This is a genomic window from Bacteroides cellulolyticus, from assembly GCF_025567135.1.
GTDB classification, from domain to species: domain Bacteria; phylum Bacteroidota; class Bacteroidia; order Bacteroidales; family Bacteroidaceae; genus Phocaeicola; species Phocaeicola cellulolyticus.
Genome location: NZ_JAOQJJ010000030.1, coordinates 1 through 18,820 on the forward strand (window position 1 = coordinate 1; position 18,820 = coordinate 18,820).

At 38.4% G+C, this 18,820-nt stretch carries 19 protein-coding genes; 16 read left to right on the forward strand and 3 right to left on the reverse strand.

Features of this window, described 5'->3' with window-relative positions; translation table 11 throughout:
* From OCV82_RS14595 to OCV82_RS14640, 10 genes are all read left to right on the forward strand, one after another.
* On the forward strand, positions 1 to 612 hold a 612-nt coding region (locus tag OCV82_RS14595; RefSeq protein ID WP_262543837.1), incomplete at its 5' end, for a GNAT family N-acetyltransferase.
* Between the two features lie 18 nt (positions 613 to 630).
* Complete coding sequence (locus OCV82_RS14600) at positions 631 to 1,578, forward strand: acyltransferase family protein (RefSeq protein WP_154045088.1); 948 nt, start codon at positions 631 to 633, stop codon at positions 1,576 to 1,578.
* A 118-nt stretch (positions 1,579 to 1,696) separates the two neighbouring features.
* Positions 1,697 to 2,380, forward strand: coding sequence for a class I SAM-dependent methyltransferase (locus OCV82_RS14605; protein ID WP_154045089.1), 684 nt, complete (start codon positions 1,697 to 1,699; stop codon positions 2,378 to 2,380).
* Positions 2,381 to 2,435: 55 nt separating this feature from the next.
* Positions 2,436 to 3,005: a cob(I)yrinic acid a,c-diamide adenosyltransferase gene (locus tag OCV82_RS14610; RefSeq protein ID WP_154045090.1), complete on the forward strand. Its 570-nt coding sequence runs from the start codon at positions 2,436 to 2,438 to the stop codon at positions 3,003 to 3,005.
* Positions 3,006 to 3,068: 63 nt separating this feature from the next.
* The gene (locus OCV82_RS14615) at positions 3,069 to 3,290 is read left to right on the forward strand and encodes a DUF2795 domain-containing protein (RefSeq protein WP_002558131.1); all 222 of its coding nucleotides are present in this window, start codon (positions 3,069 to 3,071) and stop codon (positions 3,288 to 3,290) included.
* A 572-nt stretch (positions 3,291 to 3,862) separates the two neighbouring features.
* Positions 3,863 to 4,972: a fimbrillin family protein gene (locus tag OCV82_RS14620; protein ID WP_154045091.1), complete on the forward strand. Its 1,110-nt coding sequence runs from the start codon at positions 3,863 to 3,865 to the stop codon at positions 4,970 to 4,972.
* Positions 4,973 to 5,662: an IdeS/Mac family cysteine endopeptidase gene (locus tag OCV82_RS14625; protein WP_154045092.1), complete on the forward strand. Its 690-nt coding sequence runs from the start codon at positions 4,973 to 4,975 to the stop codon at positions 5,660 to 5,662. It abuts the gene before it with no gap.
* A 521-nt stretch (positions 5,663 to 6,183) separates the two neighbouring features.
* Positions 6,184 to 6,777, forward strand: a complete 594-nt coding sequence (locus OCV82_RS14630; protein WP_154045093.1) for a TetR/AcrR family transcriptional regulator — start codon at positions 6,184 to 6,186, stop codon at positions 6,775 to 6,777.
* A gap of 33 nt (positions 6,778 to 6,810) precedes the next feature.
* On the forward strand, positions 6,811 to 7,557 hold the full coding sequence (gene fabG / locus OCV82_RS14635; RefSeq protein ID WP_154045094.1) for a 3-oxoacyl-[acyl-carrier-protein] reductase: 747 nt from the start codon (positions 6,811 to 6,813) through the stop codon (positions 7,555 to 7,557).
* Between the two features lie 80 nt (positions 7,558 to 7,637).
* Entirely contained in the window at positions 7,638 to 8,306 is a 669-nt protein-coding gene (locus tag OCV82_RS14640) for an RluA family pseudouridine synthase (protein ID WP_154045095.1), read from the forward strand.
* A gap of 309 nt (positions 8,307 to 8,615) precedes the next feature.
* On the opposite strand, the gene OCV82_RS14645 is transcribed toward OCV82_RS14640, so the two are convergent.
* Positions 8,616 to 9,983 carry a sigma-54-dependent transcriptional regulator gene (locus OCV82_RS14645; RefSeq protein WP_154045096.1) on the reverse strand — a complete coding sequence of 456 codons (1,368 nt, stop codon included), beginning with the start codon at positions 9,981 to 9,983 and terminating at the stop codon, positions 8,616 to 8,618.
* Positions 9,984 to 10,258: 275 nt separating this feature from the next.
* Here OCV82_RS14645 and OCV82_RS14650 point away from each other — a divergent pair, with 275 nt between their 5' ends.
* The 5 genes from OCV82_RS14650 to OCV82_RS14670 all read left to right on the forward strand — a co-directional run bounded on the left by OCV82_RS14650 (position 10,259) and on the right by OCV82_RS14670 (position 17,064).
* Positions 10,259 to 11,335, forward strand: a complete 1,077-nt coding sequence (locus tag OCV82_RS14650; protein ID WP_154045097.1) for a DUF1573 domain-containing protein — start codon at positions 10,259 to 10,261, stop codon at positions 11,333 to 11,335.
* 57 nt (positions 11,336 to 11,392) lie between these two features.
* Complete coding sequence (meaB, locus tag OCV82_RS14655; protein WP_154045098.1) at positions 11,393 to 12,496, forward strand: methylmalonyl Co-A mutase-associated GTPase MeaB; 1,104 nt, start codon at positions 11,393 to 11,395, stop codon at positions 12,494 to 12,496.
* Positions 12,497 to 12,515: 19 nt separating this feature from the next.
* The gene (dnaE, locus tag OCV82_RS14660) at positions 12,516 to 16,313 is read left to right on the forward strand and encodes a DNA polymerase III subunit alpha (protein WP_154045099.1); all 3,798 of its coding nucleotides are present in this window, start codon (positions 12,516 to 12,518) and stop codon (positions 16,311 to 16,313) included.
* Between the two features lie 61 nt (positions 16,314 to 16,374).
* A complete protein-coding gene (gene trxA, locus OCV82_RS14665) occupies positions 16,375 to 16,689 on the forward strand; it encodes a thioredoxin (RefSeq protein WP_154045100.1) in 315 nt (104 codons plus the stop codon).
* A gap of 39 nt (positions 16,690 to 16,728) precedes the next feature.
* The gene (locus OCV82_RS14670) at positions 16,729 to 17,064 is read left to right on the forward strand and encodes a hypothetical protein (protein ID WP_154045101.1); all 336 of its coding nucleotides are present in this window, start codon (positions 16,729 to 16,731) and stop codon (positions 17,062 to 17,064) included.
* Positions 17,065 to 17,170: 106 nt separating this feature from the next.
* On the opposite strand, the gene OCV82_RS14675 is transcribed toward OCV82_RS14670, so the two are convergent.
* Both OCV82_RS14675 and OCV82_RS14680 read right to left on the reverse strand, forming a co-directional pair.
* Complete coding sequence (locus OCV82_RS14675) at positions 17,171 to 17,614, reverse strand: hypothetical protein (RefSeq protein WP_154045102.1); 444 nt, start codon at positions 17,612 to 17,614, stop codon at positions 17,171 to 17,173.
* Between the two features lie 177 nt (positions 17,615 to 17,791).
* Entirely contained in the window at positions 17,792 to 18,730 is a 939-nt protein-coding gene (locus tag OCV82_RS14680; RefSeq protein ID WP_154045103.1) for an IS4 family transposase, read from the reverse strand.
* On the opposite strand from OCV82_RS14680, the gene OCV82_RS14685 reads away from it, so the two are divergent.
* The gene (locus tag OCV82_RS14685; protein ID WP_258323404.1) at positions 18,677 to 18,799 is read left to right on the forward strand and encodes a hypothetical protein; all 123 of its coding nucleotides are present in this window, start codon (positions 18,677 to 18,679) and stop codon (positions 18,797 to 18,799) included. The genes OCV82_RS14680 and OCV82_RS14685 overlap by 54 nt on opposite strands.
* The last annotated feature ends 21 nt before the right edge of the window (positions 18,800 to 18,820 follow it).

Consider the following 18,820-nt stretch of genomic DNA (forward strand, 5'->3'; position numbering starts at 1 on the left):
GGTACTGCATATTGTGGGAGAGTAGGTAGTCGCCGTCTTAGAAAGAGAGATCCTCGAGGTAGAGATACTTCGGGGATTTTTTGCGTTTATACGGTTTATTTTAATGAATTGTTCATTTGTTTTTCCATTGCTTTCGGTGAATATGATGTATATTTATCAAAACAAATACTTATAATTATGTTACATATAGAAAAGGTAGAAAAATCATCGGAATTTATATTGGAATCCGTTTCCAAACTTATTTCCCAACTAACATCCGGAGATGTATATTTTACAAAATCAGATTTTGATAATATTATATCTTCTGAGTGCAGCAATCTTTATCTTCTTTATAATGATGATATTATTGTAGGTATGTTCACATTGGCGCATTATATAACTCCTACAGGGAAAAAATATTGGCTTGAAGACGTTGTAATATCTGAGGATATGAGAGGACAATCATTGGGAAAAAGGATGGTTGAGGAAGCCATCAGAATAGTTTCCAAAGACGGAAAATCAAAGTTGATGCTGACTTCAAAACCATCCAGGATTGTGGCAAATAAACTTTATCAATCTGTTGGCTTTCAGAAAAAGGAAACTAATGTTTATAAAATGGATTTCGATAAATAAGAATGTTTATTTTACAATATGATTAAGAGAATCTCTGAACTGGATTTTTTGAAATGTATTTTCATATTGTTAATGATTGCATTTCATCTTGTATATATTGGAGATAGTTATCCATATATTAAGAATATCGTTTATACGTTTCATATACCGGCCTTTCTTATAATTTCCGGATATTTAATGAACATAGAAAAGCCATTATCCGGGTTTTTAAAAACAATTTTCTGGTTGACTGTACCATATCTGATAATGGAAAGCGGTTATATCGTTTCTGCATCTTTTTTGCCTATCAGAGAGCATATAGATAACTTGACAGTGGATGTATTTATTAACAAGCTGTTTTTAAAACCTATTGGGCCTTATTGGTATTTACATACGATGATAATATGTTATATTGTAAATTATCTGTTTTTTATAGGATTTAAGTCGCACCGTTTTTTATTGTCTCGAATAATAGTTTCTTCGCTTGTTTTATGTGGATTATCTGTATATTGGGGCATTATTTCTTTGTCAAGTGTGTTTTATTTTCTTTTAGGATTTATAATAAGACAGTCTTCTGTTGATTTTTTATCCTTCTTTAAATCTTCATGGATGTCTATAGTAGGTTTCTTGGTCTTGATTATAGATCCCGATAATCTGGATAGGTTTACAATAGGAGGTATATTGATAACTTATCTGGCTATATCTGCACTTTTGGCTATTTATAAAGTATTGCCGCGTTTTATATCATCCTTCTTGAATTATATTGGAAATCATAGTCTGTTATTATTCTTATTTTCCCCATTGTTTACTATATTGGTCAAGCCATTGGTTGGCGTATTATCATTTGACTCTAGTGGATTGATTTTTCTGATAGTAGCTCTTATTATTAACATTGGTGGATGTTTTTCCGTAGGAATGGTAATAGATTACTTGGGTATTACACCTTTTATCTTTGGTAAAAGCAGAATAGTAGAATCTTTTAAGTAGCGCAGATTTATATTTAGCTAATCTTTTGTTTGTTATTCTTGATGTGTATTACTATTTTTGTGTTATATAATAGATGATATTTCAAGCGTAATAAAATTTAATAACATTATATAGCCTAATGAATAAGACAGTTTTAAGAGGTTGGATTTGGTGTAAGAGATTCCGTAAGCGATGTGGATACGGTGTGCATTCTCCATCCGACTTTTTCTTTATAACATTTGTAATATATGAGAAATTGCCATTTTACGCTTATTCTCAGTTACATCATCTTCGTCGATTAGTTGCGCATTTGTCAGGGCATAGAGAAAAGGTTGATAAATTGTTTTTTCGTTTAGTAAATTTTTTACGCCCCAAAACAATAATAGAGTTTGGTACAGGTTCCGGAATGTCAACCAGATACATGTCTGAGGCTAATAATGAAATGTGTATTTATACATATTCTGACGGAGAGTTGGAAACACAAGTAGAACGTTTATTGACCACAAAAAAAAATATTTATTATTTAGGCAGTTCGGAAAAAAACAAAATCGATTATATATTGCAATCCCATGAAACTCCTGTTTTATATCATATAGCTCATACATCTGATTATAAGGACGTATACGAGAAAATAATATCAAATGTGTCTGATGGAGATTGTTTGGTTATTTCTTATCCTTATAAAGATAAAAATAAGAAATTATGGTGGCAAACAGTAGTAAAAGACGATAGAACCGGCGTTACATTTGATTTATATGATATAGGAATTGTTTTTTTCGATAAAAAACGGGTAAAGGAAAATCGAATAGTTAATTTCCTATGATGTAATGTTTTCAGTCGGAATACACTCATTCCCATTATTTAAATATATATATACCATGAAAAAGAGTCTGATTTATACAAAAACTGGTGATAGCGGAACAACTTCTCTTGTAGGAGGAACACGTGTAAAGAAAACCCATCTTCGGATAGAGGCATATGGAACTGTTGATGAACTCAATGCAACTTTAGGTATGCTTATATCTATAATAAATGATACTGAAGAAAAGAGCAATTTACAATTCATTCAGCATAAATTATTCTCTTTGGGGGCATATTTGGCTACTGAACAGGTAAAAACAGAATTTAAAACAGATTCTTATATATCTGATGCTGATATAGAAAAATTAGAAAAAGCAATAGATTTAATTGATAATTCTCTTCCGGCGTTAAAAGGTTTTATTCTTCCCGGAGGAGCATATCAGTCATCAGTTTGCCACTTGTGCAGAACTATTTGCAGAAGGGCTGAAAGAAGAATTCTGGATATTGAGGAGAATAGTATTCAGGAAATTGACATTAATTGCAAACGCTTTGTAAACAGATTGTCCGATTATTTATTTATTTTGTCAAGAAAATTAAATCATTTAGCATCTGTAAGTGAAATTTATTGGGATAAGACTTGTAAATGAATTTTTTTGTTATACTTTTGTGGCTCAAATAATGAAAGTAAAACTTTTAAAAATATATATGCTATGTATTGGACATTAGAATTGGCCTCAAAATTGGAGGATGCTCCTTGGCCAGCAACAAAAGACGAATTGATTGATTATGCTATGCGTTCAGGAGCTCCACTTGAAGTAATAGAAAATCTTCAGGAAATGGAGGATGAAGGTGAAATATATGAAAGTATTGAAGATATTTGGCCTGATTATCCAAGTAAGGAAGATTTCTTCTTCAACGAGGAAGAATATTAGTGTGATTGTAAGCACAAAGATACTATTAAACCCCTGTAAATCAGTAAGATTTGCGGGGATTTAATTTGTTTTGACAACATCGCTTAACCGCCTCAAATGGCGTGGCTTGTTTTGATAAAACAGGCTTTTTCATTGAGACCTGCCTATTGTATGATTTAGCAGTGGCAAAGATTGCAATTTTTATGTTTCTGTCCTCACTATTAAAATTTTTCAATATAGAACTTGCATCACTTGTTTGTGTGGAATTGAGGGAGGGGCCATTTAATTTAGGATACCTTGTTTGACAAATACGGTAACTTCCATCTTCACATACCGGCTATGCCCAACGATGAATCAGTCATCCTGTTTATGAGAAAGACAGCAATGGGTGAGAATCTTGCCTGTTTCAGGTCTCCGAAAACGATCGATCCTGACAGTAATCTGTCCCAGACGAATAAAAACTCTCATCGGCATGCTAGCCTGCCGATAAATTACGATATAAATTGATATCTTCACAAGATTAATAGGTCTGAAGACTCACTCCTGACCTACTAAATGAAACCTTACATATATTGCATTTATATTATTTTTTTATGGTTAAATGTTTTTCTATATTTAAAGATATATGCATTGGTATCTTTATCAGCATTTTGTCTTTATCTTTCTTTTCTTGTTCTTCCGAATTTCAGGATAATTACCAGGACAGGGATGACGGATATTTGGATATATTTTTTTCAAAAGAGGGGACAAGGGCTGATCTTGCAAATGATGGTTCCGGAAGTTTTACAGAGGGCGATAAAGTTGGGCTTTACATTCAATGCGATAAAGGTCTTTCTTATCGTGAACTTACATATTCGGGAGGACAGTGGATGCCACGTCTGAAGCGTAATGATTTTGGTGAAGGACCAATATCTTTGTCTGCTCATTATCCGGCAACCGGAGAACAACAGAATCCAGAGACTTATCAGCTGGATATGGCATTAGATCAGACTGGAGACGGTTTTTATAACTCAGATTTGCTGTTTTCAAAAACAGTCGTCAAATCAGGAGTATACGAAGCTGAAATGAATTTCGGGCATGCTCTTCACAGAATCAGGGTCTCTATCTCTGGCAGTATAACTTCATCAGAGGTTAAAGTCAGAAGTCTGACACAGGGTAATTTCAATCTGCTTACTGGTGAAGTCAAAGTGAGTGGAACCGATTTCAAATGGATTACCCCATTCAAGGATGAAGAAGGAAATTTTTCCGCTGTGATTATTCCTCAAAGTGCGATCCCTTACAGGGGTGATGACGGACTTCTGCAGATCGTTGCAGAGGGTAAGACAGCGTATTTCAATGCTCCTGAAAAGATAGAAGAGAATAATGAGCTTACATTTTTCGAACCTAGAAAGCAGATCTCGATAAACCTTACTCTGAGACCAGGCAATTCTGAACTTGCTGGAAAGACATTGTGGGTATATGGATTGAATGTGCCTGATTTTCCGGGGAAGGAGAATCTTACTACATATAAGCTCGGTGAGAAATATGGTTTGCCTCAAGGCCAGTGGATCAGATATGACAATCGCAACTATGAGGAGCAATATCTCACGTGGGCTGAAGGATGTGGCTGGTATGACTGCAACAAGTCATATGAAAACTATGAAGACGATTCCCAAATGTGCTGGGCGGCATCTGCATCAAATGTAGTGTCGTGGTGGATGTAATTGAATAAAGAATACCTTGCGGCATACGATGAAGATTATGGTTCTTCAGTGACGACCGGTTCAGGTACTTTCAAACGTCCGTCTTATGATTTCAAACCGCTTTACCCTAACGGAGTTGGCAGTTGGGACGGTTCTCTTCCCGAACCAGATTATGTCACAGTCAACAGGTCGGAGGTTTTCCAGTTCTTCAAAGATCATTTCCCGAATTTTGGTAACGATGATCCTAAAGGAGTTGAATGGTTTTTTACCGGGGCTTATCTTGGGGGCGATATCAATGGGTTTAAAGGATTCCTTCCTGAAGTATTCACGAGAAATAATGCCTTGACGGCAAGGTCCCCGCACAACCCAGATAGAGAACAGTTCAATACATTTGTTACAGATGCCCTCCTCAACAAAAGGGCTATCGGTTTAAATGTGTTTGATGTTGCCGGTCCCAAAACAGGGAATCATGCTATGACAGCTTGGGGAGTCGAATATGATGAAGCAGGAGATATTGCCTATATATACTATTGCGACAACAACTTTGCGGACCAGGATCCTAATGGTGCGGTGATTATCAGACAGCAGATAGTATATGCTGTCGATAGTTACGGTAAAGAATGTACTTATTTACAGCAGTTGAAACCGGAGGATCCGGATACTAGAGTGGGGAAATTCCTGATTACCTCTGTATTTTCTGCTGATCTGTGAAGAGATATATGGAAAAAGAAATATCCTAATGTGGTTGTAGAAAAATAATACATAATCTCCCCTTAAGAATGTCTTTATCTACTGGTATTCAACAATTTAATCTATAAAAGTCTTTGATAAATCTGCAAGTTTCTTATCTTTAGGTTAATAAACTTGCAGATTTTATGATTAAATATAGCGATCAATATTTGCCTGTTTATCTCACCACAATTGCCTCAGATGGTGTTGTTATTTCATTGATGATAATATAATGTATTGATAATCAATAAGTATAAATTTATTCAACGAGGAAGAATATTAATAGCCTATAGATAGGTTAAATACTTTATTTTCAGCGTGACAAACAATGGAAATTTGTTTGTCTCGCTGTTTCGTATTACTACTAAACCTCAACTTTCGAGAGGCTCGTCATATAAAGCAGATTATAGAAAAACTACAAAATTTACTGTATATTTGTATAATATGATATAAAGATGTATTTTTGCACACAGATACAGATGGTGTGCAATAGATAGAACAGTATGACAGTATTAAAGACCAGAGCCAAACTAGTGGATGTAGCCAGGCAACTTTTTGCAAAAAAAGGAGTTGAGGATACTACTATGAATGATATTGCTATTGCTTCCAAGAAAGGGCGTAGAACTCTTTATACTTATTTCAAGAGTAAGGAAGAGATATACATGGCTGTGGTTGAGGCGGAAATAGAAATGCTGTATGAAACATTGAGGAAAGTAGCACAAAAAGATATTTCGCCTGAGAAGAAAATTCTGGAACTGATATTTACACATCTGGAAACGACTAAGACTATCGTTTATAGAAATGGTACTCTAAGGGCTGATTTCTTTCGTGACATATGGAAGGTAGAGGCAGAAAGAAAGGATTTTGACATAAAGGAAGTTGCTCTATTCAGGAAGATTCTTCAGGAAGGAAAAGATTCCGGTATATTTGATATTGACGATGTAGAGATTACAGCTTCTATCCTTCATTTTTGTATCAAGGGTATAGAAGTTCCTTTTATCAGGGGGCAGATAGCCGAAGAACTTGATGACGAAACATCATGGAGATATGTCAAGAAAATAGTTTACGGTGCCTTAGGTTGTAAGACAGACGATTAAAAAAATGACAGTAATATTTAAAACGAAATAATTATGGGATTATTAACTGGAAAAACTGCTATCGTAACTGGTGCTGCTCGTGGTATCGGTAAAGCTATAGCATTGAAGTTTGCTGCAGAAGGAGCAAACATTGCGTTTACTGATTTGGTAATCGATGAAAACGGATTGAACACAGAAAAAGAAATCGCAGCTTTTGGTGTTAAGGTTAAAGGTTATGCTTCGAATGCTGCAAATTTTGAAGATACTGCAAAGGTAGTTGAACAGATCAAAGAAGAATTCGGTTCAATTGATATCCTTGTAAACAATGCAGGTATTACAAAAGACGGATTGATGATGCGTATGAGCGAAGCTCAATGGGATGCTGTCATTGCTGTAAACTTGAAATCTGCATTCAACTTCATTCATGCTTGTACTCCAATCATGATGCGCCAGAAGAGTGGTAACATCATCAATATGGCATCTGTAGTAGGTGTACACGGAAATGCAGGTCAGTGCAACTATTCTGCATCTAAGGCAGGTATGATTGGTTTGGCTAAATCTATTGCTCAGGAACTTGGTTCTCGTGGTATCCGTGCAAATGCTATCGCTCCTGGATTTATTATCACAGAAATGACAGCACAGCTTTCTGATGAAGTTAAGGCTGAATGGAACAAACGTATTCCTTTGCGTCGTGGCGGTACTCCTGAAGATGTTGCAAATACTGCATTGTATCTTGCTTCTGACTTGTCTGCATATGTTTCAGGTCAGGTCATTCAGGTTGACGGTGGTATGAATATGTAATTTTCATATACGATATAGTTTGGGCACAGGCTTCGTTGGTATAATGAAATCTGTGCCTGTTTTTTTATAAATATATTCCTATGACTGTAGTTTACGAAGACAATCATATAATAATAGTAAATAAAACTGCCTCTGAAATTGTCCAGGGTGATAAAACCGGAGATACTCCTCTTTCCGAGACCGTAAAACAGTATTTGAAAGAGAAATATAATAAGCCAGGCAATGTGTTTATCGGGGTTACTCACAGGTTGGACAGACCTGTAAGTGGTCTTGTGGTCTTTGCCAAAACAAGTAAGGCACTTAGCCGCCTGAATGATATGTTCAGACAGGGTGAAGTGGAGAAAACTTATTGGGCTATAGTAAAGAACGCGCCGGCTGCGGAAGAAGGAACTTTGGTACATTATATGATTAAAAATGAAAAGCAGAACAAATCTTATGCATATGATAAGGAAGTGAAAGGATCCAAAAAAGCTATTTTGGATTACAGGCTTATCGGTCATTCGCAAAATTATTTTCTGCTTGAAGTAAATCTGCATACCGGACGACATCATCAGATACGTTGCCAGTTGGCAAAGATGGGATGTCCTATTAAGGGGGATTTGAAATACGGATTTCCACGCTCTAATCCCGATGGAAGTATTTGCCTGCATTCGCGTAGAGTAAAATTTGTACATCCGGTGTCAAAAGAAATTATAGATGTAACAGCTGACTTGCCTTCCGGAAATTTATGGAATGGTTTTGGTATATAAAAATAAAAGAGCATGCTTCACAGCGTGCTCTTTTCCGTTTTTAACACATAGGCATCTTCATTATCATAAGATTGTAGTTTTGTATATATTGATACACAATCTCAGAAATTCAATTCTATGGGGTTGGGTTTTGTGTGTTTAGCTTAGTCTAATCTTATTCATTCACTGATATATTCGCAAATGTTATGCCATAAATACCAAATAAATGCTTAAATCTGTGTATAACAGGTGCTTATAAAAAATATATTCCACATCTGTATGAATACAAATGTGGAATATATTGTGGAAAGTGTGTATTTTTTCTACACTTTATTGTGGAATATTATAGTGTTTGAGCTTATTGTATAGCGTTTTTCTGTCTATACCCAGTATAGCGGCAGCTTTCGATTTGTTGTTGCCTGTTTGTTTAAGTGCATTAATTATCAGTTGCTTCTCGGCTTCTTCCTTATTTAATGTAGATAATATCTTACCGCTTTCAATTTCATCAGAATGGTGTTCTGTCAGTTCTTCTCCCAATTCTATAGGTGTAATGAAATCACCACTGGCCAATAGGGTAGCTCTTTTGACGATGTTTTTTAGTTGTCTCAGGTTTCCTGGCCATGAGTAATTCTGTAAAATAGAGCTTGCCTGCGAATCGAAACCTATAAGGTCTTTGTCAAGTTCCTTGTTTGCCTGGTCAAGAAAGAAATTTGCGAACAGCAGTATATCTTCTTGTCGCTCTTTCAAAGATGGCATTCGTAATGTAAATTCATTTATACGATGATACAGGTCTTCTCTGAAATTACCTTTGGCAATGGCCTCTTTCAGATTTTCATTTGTCGCGCAGACCAATCTTACATCAACTTCTATTTCTTTTGTTGATCCGATTCTTCGTATTCTTCTTTCCTGCAGAGCTCGCAGCAATTGTACTTGGACTTCATAGCCAAGATTTCCAATTTCATCAAGGAACAGTGTTCCTCCATTTGCTTCTTCAAAAGCTCCGACTTTGTCTGATAGCGCACCTGTAAATGAACCTTTCACATGTCCGAAGAATTCGGATGCAGCCAAGTCTTTGGGTATGGAACCGCAGTCAATTGCTATAAAAGGTTTTTCATTTCTTTTGCTGAGTTGGTGGATGCGGTGTGCTACGTATTCTTTACCTGTTCCGCTGGCACCGTTTATCAATACAGACATCTGCGTAGGAGCCACTAACCGGACATAACTGAAAAGTTTACGTGCCGCTTCGCTTTCTCCTTCAAGGAAGTTGCTGTTCTTTTCTTCTGTATTTGACGTTTTCTTGTTTTCCTGTTTGTTGTCTGCTGTTTTTTTGTTTGTCGAAGCTCCAAGTGCTTCGTTTATTTTGTTCAGCAGTTCGTCTGGTTGGATAGGCTTTTTTATATAGTCAGTTGCACCAAGCTTCATGGCTGTAACTGCATTCTGGATTTCTCCATAGCTTGTCATCATGATGAATGGTGTATTGATTTCTAGCTCCCTCATCCATGTAAGGAGTTGCATTCCGTCCTGATCGGGAAGTCTTAAGTCAGAGAGAATCAAACTGAAATCTCTTGATGTTATTAGTTTTCGTGCTTTGGCGCATGCGCCTGCAGTTTCTACGTCAAAGCCCTTTTTACCCAACCAAGTCTTGAGCATTGTGGAGAATGTGAGGTCGTCTTCAACAATTAAAATTGACGGAATCATATATTATAGATGTTTTTTTATTTTACAAAGTTAATCTTTATATTCCATCTAATTGGCTTTGCTATTCTTATTTTTATAAATATTATCTAATGATATATGCATAAATACCTTTTTTTGTTTTTGTTATATGTTTGCTGTTATAGTATGTTCAGGCATTTGTTACTTTTTCTTTTTCTTATGATTTATTCCAATACTACTTTTGTTAAGAATTAAAATTCTGTCTATCTTTGTTTCCGTATTTGTATGATTATACTCCAAAAATAGATATTTGAAAAATGAAAAGAATCTATTCGCTTTTATGTGTATTGTTTGCTGTAGCAATGTGTGTCAATGCTCAACCGCAAATATCATTCGACAGTAAATCCAAGGATATAGGATATATTTTGTGGCGTAATCCAGTGACTGTTAAATACTCTTTTACCAATACCGGCGACAAGCCTCTTGTTATATCAAACGTTACAGTATCATGCGGATGCATGCAGGCTGATTGGACCAAAGAGCCTGTTGCTGTTGGTGCAAAAGGTGAGATAACTGCCGTATTCGATGCCGAGGCTATAGGAAAATTCTATAAGGAAGTAGGTGTCTATTGCAATGCTTCAAACAATCCTCTTTATCTTGATTTTACAGGTGAGGTTACTGCTGACTCAAAGGATTATGCTTTTACACATAAATACAGTTACGGTGCCGTAAGAACAAATGAAGACGAAATCGTGTTCGACGATGTCAATAAGGGAGATAAACCTCAGTTTGAAATTCTTGTGGCAAATACCTCGAATAAGGCATATAGTCCTGTATTAATGCATTTGCCTCCATATTTGTCGGCTAAGGCAGAGCCTGAAGTCTTGGGCTCGCAAAAGAATGGAAAGATAACGGTTACACTTAACACTGAAAAACTTCCAAAACTTGGAATTACACGTACCACAGTGTTCTTGTCCAGATTTATGGGCGATAAAGTTAGCAGTGAGAATGAAATACCGGTTTCTGTAGTCCTGTTGCCTGATTTTTCTGTTCAGACTGAATTCCAGAAAAACAATCCTCCTGTAGCCGAAATAAGCTCTAAGGTTTTGGAATTCTCAGGATTGAAATCCAGACAGAAGAAATCGCAAACTGTAATTATTACCAATAAAGGAAACTCTAATCTGGAGATATTGGACTTGCAGGTATTTACTATGGCCCTGAATGTCAAGTTGAATAAACATATTATCAAGCCGGGTGAATCTGCAAAAATAAAGGTAACAGTCCTGGCAAATAATCTGTCACGCTCAAAAGGTAAACCTAGGGTGCTTATGATTACAAATGATCCGAAGAACCCTAAGATAACCATTAATGTAAATGCACAAGTAGTGAAATGATAGATATATCGGATACTGTCCGATATTGAGATTTTAACCTTTAAAAATATTACCATTATGGAACATCCGGAAAACAACGAAGAATATAAGGGATTGACCGTCAATCAGGGAGTTGAACAGCCTTCGATTGTAAATCCTTATATAAACCTCAGAAACAGGCCTAAAAGACGTCAGTTCTCTGTAGATGAATATGTGGAAGGTATAGTAAAGGGTGATATAACCATGCTTAGCCGTGCTGTTACTTTGGTGGAAAGTGTCAGACCTGAACACCAGGCTATAGCCCAGGAAGTAATAGAGAAGTGTCTGCCTTATTCCGGCAATTCGATAAGAGTCGGAATCAGTGGTGTTCCTGGTGCCGGTAAGAGTACTTCGATAGATGTATTCGGGCTTCATGTACTTGAAGAAAAAGGCGGTAAGCTGGCTGTATTGGCCATAGACCCTAGCAGTGAGCGTTCCAAAGGTAGTATTTTGGGTGACAAGACCAGAATGGAGAAACTGTCCGTTCATCCTAAATCATTTATTCGCCCTAGTCCGTCAGCAGGATCGTTAGGAGGAGTGGCGCGTAAGACACGCGAAACGATAATTCTGTGCGAGGCTGCCGGATTTGATAAGATTTTTGTTGAAACGGTAGGTGTCGGTCAGAGTGAGACAGCGGTTCACTCTATGGTAGATTTCTTCCTGTTGATACAGCTTGCCGGTACCGGTGACGAACTTCAGGGAATAAAGCGAGGTATAATGGAAATGGCCGACGGAATAGTAATAAACAAGGCCGACGGAAATAATATAGAAAAGGCCAAGCTTGCAGCTGCACATTTCCGTAACGCACTTCATCTTTTCCCTGCTCCTGAATCAGGATGGACACCTCAGGTTCTGACATATTCCGGATTCTACAATATAGGAGTAAAGGAAATATGGGATATGGTGTATGGATATATCGACTTTGTCAAGAAGAACGGATATTTTGATTACAGGAGAAACGAACAGGCAAAGTATTGGATGTATGAAACCATAAACGAGCATCTTCGCGACAGTTTCTATCAGGATCCGTTGATAGCAGATATGCTCGAAATAAAGGAAAAGGAAGTCCTTAACGGACAGGCTACATCGTTCACGGCAGCCAAGAAGTTGCTTGATGTTTATTTTAACCAATTAAAGAAGTAAAAAGATTTTTATATAAGATATGCAGGATTTTGTTCATTTACATGTTCACACCCAATATTCAATCCTTGACGGACAAGCCTCTATACCAAAGCTGGTAGATAAGGCTATAGCCAATGGAATGAAGGGTATTGCTGTAACTGACCATGGTGCCATGTTCGGTATCAAGGAGTTTTTCAATTATGTAAACAAGAAAAACGGAGGAACAAATGGCGAAATCAAGGATTTGAAGAAGAAAATAGCTGCTCTGGAAAAAGGAGAAACCGAATCTGAAAATCCTGAAGAGGAACTGGCTGAATGCAGAAAACAGTTGCAGGCGGCGCAGGACAGACTGTTCAAGCCGATTATTGGATGTGAGATGTATGTGGCACGCCGCGGGCTTAAAGACAAGGATGGTAAGCAAGACCAGAGCGGTTACCACCTTGTAGTATTGGCTAAGAACCTGAAAGGGTATCATAATCTTATCAAGCTTGTTTCTAAAGCATGGACAGAAGGATTTTATATGCGTCCGCGTACAGACCGTGCAGAACTGGAGAAGTATCACGAGGGACTTATCGTTTGTTCTGCTTGTCTTGGAGGTGAAGTTCCTAAAAAAATAACGGCAGGACAGCTTGAAGAAGCAGAAGAGGCTATACGCTGGTATAAGAACCTTTTCGGTGATGACTATTATCTTGAGCTTCAGCGCCATAAAGCTACTGTGCAAAGAGCAAACCATGAAGCTTATCCGTTGCAGCAGACTGTAAATGCGAAACTGCTGGAATATTCCAAGAAATATAATATAAAGCTTGTCTGTACAAACGACGTGCACTTCGTCGATGAAGAGAATGCCGAAGCTCACGACCGTCTTATCTGTCTTAGTACAGGAAAGGATCTTGACGACCCTAACCGTATGCTATATACCAAGCAGGAATGGATGAAGACTCGTGAAGAGATGAACGAAATCTTTGCCGACGTACCTGAAGCACTTTCAAATACTGTTGATATATGCAATAGCGTAGAATTCTATTCTATTGACAATCCGCCTATTATGCCTACCTTCGCTATTCCGGAAGAATTCGGAACAGAGGAGGAATACCGTAAGAAATTTACTGAAAAAGACTTGTTTGATGAGTTTACTCAGGATGAGAACGGTAATGTTGTAATGGATGAGGCTTCGGCCAATGCCAAAATCAAGAGGCTTGGCGGTTATGAGAAATTATACCGTATCAAGCTTGAAGCCGATTATCTGGCAAAACTGGCATACGACGGAGCGAAACGTCGTTATGGTGAGGTTCTCAATGAAGAAGTAAGCGAGCGAATAAAGTTTGAGTTGCATATTATGAAGACCATGGGTTTCCCTGGTTACTTCCTTATTGTGCAGGACTTTATCTCTGCCGCAAGAAACAAGCTTGATGTTTCTGTGGGCCCGGGACGTGGATCTGCAGCAGGATCGGCGGTGGCATACTGTCTTGGTATTACACAGATTGACCCTATCAAGTACGACCTTCTGTTTGAGCGTTTCCTTAATCCGGACCGTATCTCACTTCCTGATATTGATGTGGACTTCGATGATGACGGACGTGGACGTGTCCTGAACTGGGTAACAGAAAAATACGGACAGGAAAAGGTTGCACATATCATCACATACGGTACAATGGCCACTAAATTGGCTATTAAGGATGTGGCACGTGTGCAGAAACTTCCGCTATCGGAATCGGACAGACTGTGTAAGCTGGTTCCTGACAAGATTCCTGACAAGAAACTGAATCTTCCTAATGCTATAGCCTATGTACCTGAACTCCAGGCTGCGGAGGTGTCTACAGACCCTGTATTGAGAGATACCATCAAGTATGCGAAGATGCTTGAAGGTAACGTACGAAATACCGGTGTGCATGCCTGCGGTACTATCATTTGCCGTGACGATATCACTGATTGGGTTCCTGTAAGTACGGCCGATGATAAGGAAACAGGCGAGAAGATGCTTGTCACCCAGTATGAAGGTTCTGTAATCGAGGATACCGGTCTTATCAAGATGGACTTCCTTGGACTGAAGACATTGTCCATCATTAAGGAAGCACTGGAAAATATAAAGCATAGCAAGGGTATAATATTGAATATAGACGAAATACCGATAGACGACCCTGCCACATATAAGCTGTATGGTGACGGACGTACAATCGGAACGTTCCAGTTCGAATCTGCCGGAATGCAGAAGTATCTGCGCGAACTTGAACCGTCAACATTCGAGGACCTTATTGCCATGAATGCGCTATATCGTCCGGGACCTATGGATTATATCCCTGACTTTATCGACCGTAAGCATGGACGTAAGCCTATTGAGTATGATATACCTATCATGGAGAAATACCTTAAGGATACTTACGGTATTACGGTATATCAGGAGCAGGTCATGCTTTTGTCGCGTCTGCTTGCCGACTTTACCCGTGGTGAGTCTGATGCCCTCCGTAAGGCGATGGGTAAGAAGCTCCGTGACAAGCTGGATCACATGAAACCTAAGTTTATCGAAGGTGGAAAGAAAAACGGTCATGACCCTCAAGTACTTGAAAAAATTTGGGCCGACTGGGAAAAGTTTGCTTCTTACGCCTTCAATAAGTCTCATGCCACATGTTATTCGTGGGTTGCTTATCAGACCGCATACCTGAAGGCTAACTATCCTTCGGAATACATGGCTGCCACAATGAGCCGAAATATTGCCAACATCACTGAAATTACAAAACTGATGGACGAATGTAAGGCTACAGGTATTAAGGTCTTAGGCCCAGACGTGAATGAAAGTGAGCTGAAATTCTCTGTAAACAGTCGCGGTGACATACGTTTCGGTATGGGGGCAGTTAAAGGAGTAGGAGAGTCTGCTGTACAGTGTATTCTGGAAGAACGTAGAAAAAATGGCGAATACAAGAATATATTTGATTTCGTTCAGCGAGTGAATCTTTCTTCATGCAACAGAAAGAACATAGAAAACCTGGCTTTGGCAGGAGGTTTTGACAGTTTCCCTGGAATAAAGCGTGAAGATTTCTTTGTGAAGAACGCAAAAGAAGAAACATTTGTGGAAGTCCTTGTAAGATATGGAAACAAATATCAGGTTGACAAGGCTGCTGCCACTAACTCTTTGTTCGGAGGTGAAATGGCTGTAGAGATTGCTACACCTGAAATAATTCCTGCACCTGCATGGAGCGACTTGGAACGACTTAACCGCGAGCGAGAACTTGTCGGAATATATCTTTCGGCCCATCCTTTAGATGAATATGCTGTAGTATTGGAAAATGTATGCAATGTGCATATGGAAGAGTTGGCAGATTTGGTACCTTTGCAGAACAGAGACCTGATACTCGGTGGTATAGTGACAGGTGTGCGCGAAGGATATACTAAAAACGGAAAGCCATACGGTGTTGCGAAGGTTGAAGACTATTCAGGAGTAGCGGAATTTGCATTTTTTGGCAATGAATGGGTAGAGAAGAAGAACTTTTTCAGCGAAGGAATGTTTTTATATATGCATGGCAAATGCCAGCCTAAACAATGGAAACAGGATGAATGGGAAGTTAAAATCAATACCATAGAGCTTTTGCCTGATGTAAAGGAGAAAGTGATCGAGAGAATAACTGTCAAGGCCCCGCTTTCATCTATAGACGATGAATTTATAACGGAATTCGGTTCCATTGTGAAACAGAATCCGGGAAACGCGGAACTGTTGTTCTACATTATGGACGATGACGGGCAGATGTATGTGAATCTTTCTTCACGTTCTATCAAGGTTTCCGTACAAAAAGATTTGATTAATTATTTAAAATCGCAATCACAGTTGGACTATAAAATAAATTAATCTATATTTGTTGCGAATAACGACAAACTAAAGAATATATAAACTTAAAAAGATAGAAAAAATGGCACTTAACATTACAGATCAGAATTTTGAAGAGATAATGGCAGAGGGTAAACCTGTAGTATTGGACTTTTGGGCAACATGGTGTGGTCCATGCAAGCAGATTGCTCCATATATCGAAGAACTAGCTGACGAATATAAGGATACAGTAAACATCGGTAAATGTGATGTTGACGAAAACTCAGATCTTCCAGCACAGTTCGGAGTACGTAACATCCCTACAGTACTTTTCATCAAGAACGGCGAAGTGGTTGAAAAACAGGTTGGTGCAACTACAAAGCAGGCTTTGGCTGAAAAACTGAAAGCTATCCTCTGATAGTAACGGACTTTTATTAATCATTAAATACTGGTAACTATGGCAACAGACAATGAATTCTTGTTGGAAGACGAGGATGATGAAAAGACGATTGAGTTTATCAAGAACTATTTGCCTCAGGACTTGAAAGAAAAGTTCACAGACGATGATTTGTATTATATATTCGACCTTATAGTAGAGTATTATACAAACAGCGGCTGTCTTGACGCTCAGCCGGATGAAGAAGGATATATCAATATCGACCAGGATGAGATCGTTAATTATATAATTAAGGAATCTGCAGAAGACGGTATGGGACCTTATGAACCGGACGATGTTTTCTTTGTAGTTCAAGGCGAAATGGAATATGGAAACCAATTGGGTGGTGTAGAATAAAAATACTCTTCATACAAAAAAATGCTTCAAGGTATTTTCATATACTTTGAAGCATTTTTTTTTGTATAATAGACTTATGTCCATATATCTGGAGATTTCAGTTTCTTTATTGTTGTGAAGAAGAAAAAGTGATTTCCGGATTAATTCCCTTTATTGTTTCTAGCATCATATCTCTGTTTTCCGGAGCCAGATATGTTTTCTTTCCGTTCTTCTCAATAATAACTGTATCATACGGAATGTTCAGAGTGAATCTTTTTTTCTCTTTCAGAGCTATTATTTCCTTTATATCAAATATATTGATGGATCTGTATTTGAAATCTCTAATGCTTAGGTATTCATCGGATATGCTATATTCTATGTGATATATTCGAATGCATGACGACAGAGCCATGAATATGAAACATGATATGAATGGAATAAGATTGTCAACGTTTCTTTCTGACAATAGTACCAGAACAATACATAATACTATCGCAGTGACAGAATACATCATGGACATCCATACACAACCCTTTGCCTTTTCCGACATTTGTGAACTGAAAGTTTTCATATCGCCTGCTGTTTTAATTGTTTTTAAATGGTGTTTAAACGCTATTTAAATGGTGTTTAAACATCTTCTAAGTCTTACAAATATATGGAAAAAACATGATTTATACATCTTTTAGCATTAAAAATGCAGCATTTACGTTTATAAATTGTTTCTTTACTCAAGTTTCTGATTTAGATTTTAGGCAGTTTGTGCATATGCCTGTAGTGCTTCCAGCCTCTTGTTGTTTTCGATAAGCTGACGCATCAGCGTGTCCTCATCTGCTCCAGTGAGTTCTGCAACTATGCCCACCACTTCAACAATTATTAGCCATATTTTCTCTACAACAGTCAGTTCGTAGGCTCCTGTATACACATCCTTGAAAAGTCCTCCTATGGTTTCGTAATCCAGATTTCTTTTCAGTAAGGCCAATAAGTTATACCGTATCATGACCAGCGAAACATGTGCCAGTTGGGCAGTGAAGTCCCGTGCGGAGCAATCGGCCAGCCCAAGCAGTCGTTTGCTATCGGCAAAGAAGACTTCAATGGCCCAACCCATGGCGTAGATTTCGTATGCGCGCATGAAATCAACCGATGTATCGGTAGTGAGCAGCATTCTCCATCCCTCAGCTTTGCCGCGCCGGCAGAAGAACAGACGGACCTGCCGTGTGCCCAGTTTCACATCGGTCATGGCATAGTGAATATGGTAACGTCTGCTGTACCTTATCTGTCTTGAGGATGAAAGCCTGCTGAGAATGGATCTGGCTGAAAGGTCTCCCCATGAGGTGGAATACTTTGTATTACCCATTTTCGCCATGCCAAGCAGATGAAACTTCTTATGGCAGCTGCATACAAAATCCACAAGCCCGGTATTTGTAAACCAGCTGTCCACCAGCAGATAATCAAAAGGAATCCTGTAGCGGATAGCGGCCTTGACCATCTCTATCAGCTTCTCGCCCTTACCCATGAAGTATTCTTCTTTACGTCCGGCTGCGTGGGAGCCTGCATCGCGTTTACGCTCATAGCGCCTTTTGCGTTGTTCGGCCGTCATCCCCTGTTCCTTGCCTTCCACTTTACCCTTCTCGCCATGAAGGGAAACGTCGAGCATGAACTGGGTGCGACCATCGCTCCAGCACAGCATGAGGGCCTTATACCCGAGAATACACTTCTGATGTATATGAGAGAAAATATAATGGTAGGGCGATTTTAAGTATAGAGGCGTATGATATGC

Bases quoted from the DNA above. Each gene is read 5' to 3' on its own strand.
- OCV82_RS14640 (WP_154045095.1), top strand. From the start codon at position 7,638: ATGACTGTAGTTTACGAAGACAATCATATAATAATAGTAAATAAAACT.
- OCV82_RS14650 (WP_154045097.1), top strand. From the start codon at position 10,259: ATGAAAAGAATCTATTCGCTTTTATGTGTATTGTTTGCTGTAGCAATG.
- OCV82_RS14685 (WP_258323404.1), top strand. From the start codon at position 18,677: ATGAAGGGAAACGTCGAGCATGAACTGGGTGCGACCATCGCTCCAGCA.
- OCV82_RS14670 (WP_154045101.1), top strand. From the start codon at position 16,729: ATGGCAACAGACAATGAATTCTTGTTGGAAGACGAGGATGATGAAAAG.
- trxA (WP_154045100.1), top strand. From the start codon at position 16,375: ATGGCACTTAACATTACAGATCAGAATTTTGAAGAGATAATGGCAGAG.
- OCV82_RS14610 (WP_154045090.1), top strand. From the start codon at position 2,436: ATGAAAAAGAGTCTGATTTATACAAAAACTGGTGATAGCGGAACAACT.
- meaB (WP_154045098.1), top strand. From the start codon at position 11,393: ATGGAACATCCGGAAAACAACGAAGAATATAAGGGATTGACCGTCAAT.
- OCV82_RS14600 (WP_154045088.1), top strand. From the start codon at position 631: ATGATTAAGAGAATCTCTGAACTGGATTTTTTGAAATGTATTTTCATA.
- OCV82_RS14630 (WP_154045093.1), top strand. From the start codon at position 6,184: ATGACAGTATTAAAGACCAGAGCCAAACTAGTGGATGTAGCCAGGCAA.
- OCV82_RS14605 (WP_154045089.1), top strand. From the start codon at position 1,697: ATGAATAAGACAGTTTTAAGAGGTTGGATTTGGTGTAAGAGATTCCGT.
- OCV82_RS14680 (WP_154045103.1), bottom strand. From the start codon at position 18,730: ATGCTGTGCTGGAGCGATGGTCGCACCCAGTTCATGCTCGACGTTTCC.
- OCV82_RS14615 (WP_002558131.1), top strand. From the start codon at position 3,069: ATGTATTGGACATTAGAATTGGCCTCAAAATTGGAGGATGCTCCTTGG.
- OCV82_RS14645 (WP_154045096.1), bottom strand. From the start codon at position 9,983: ATGATTCCGTCAATTTTAATTGTTGAAGACGACCTCACATTCTCCACA.
- fabG (WP_154045094.1), top strand. From the start codon at position 6,811: ATGGGATTATTAACTGGAAAAACTGCTATCGTAACTGGTGCTGCTCGT.
- OCV82_RS14620 (WP_154045091.1), top strand. From the start codon at position 3,863: ATGGTTAAATGTTTTTCTATATTTAAAGATATATGCATTGGTATCTTT.
- dnaE (WP_154045099.1), top strand. From the start codon at position 12,516: ATGCAGGATTTTGTTCATTTACATGTTCACACCCAATATTCAATCCTT.
- OCV82_RS14675 (WP_154045102.1), bottom strand. From the start codon at position 17,614: ATGAAAACTTTCAGTTCACAAATGTCGGAAAAGGCAAAGGGTTGTGTA.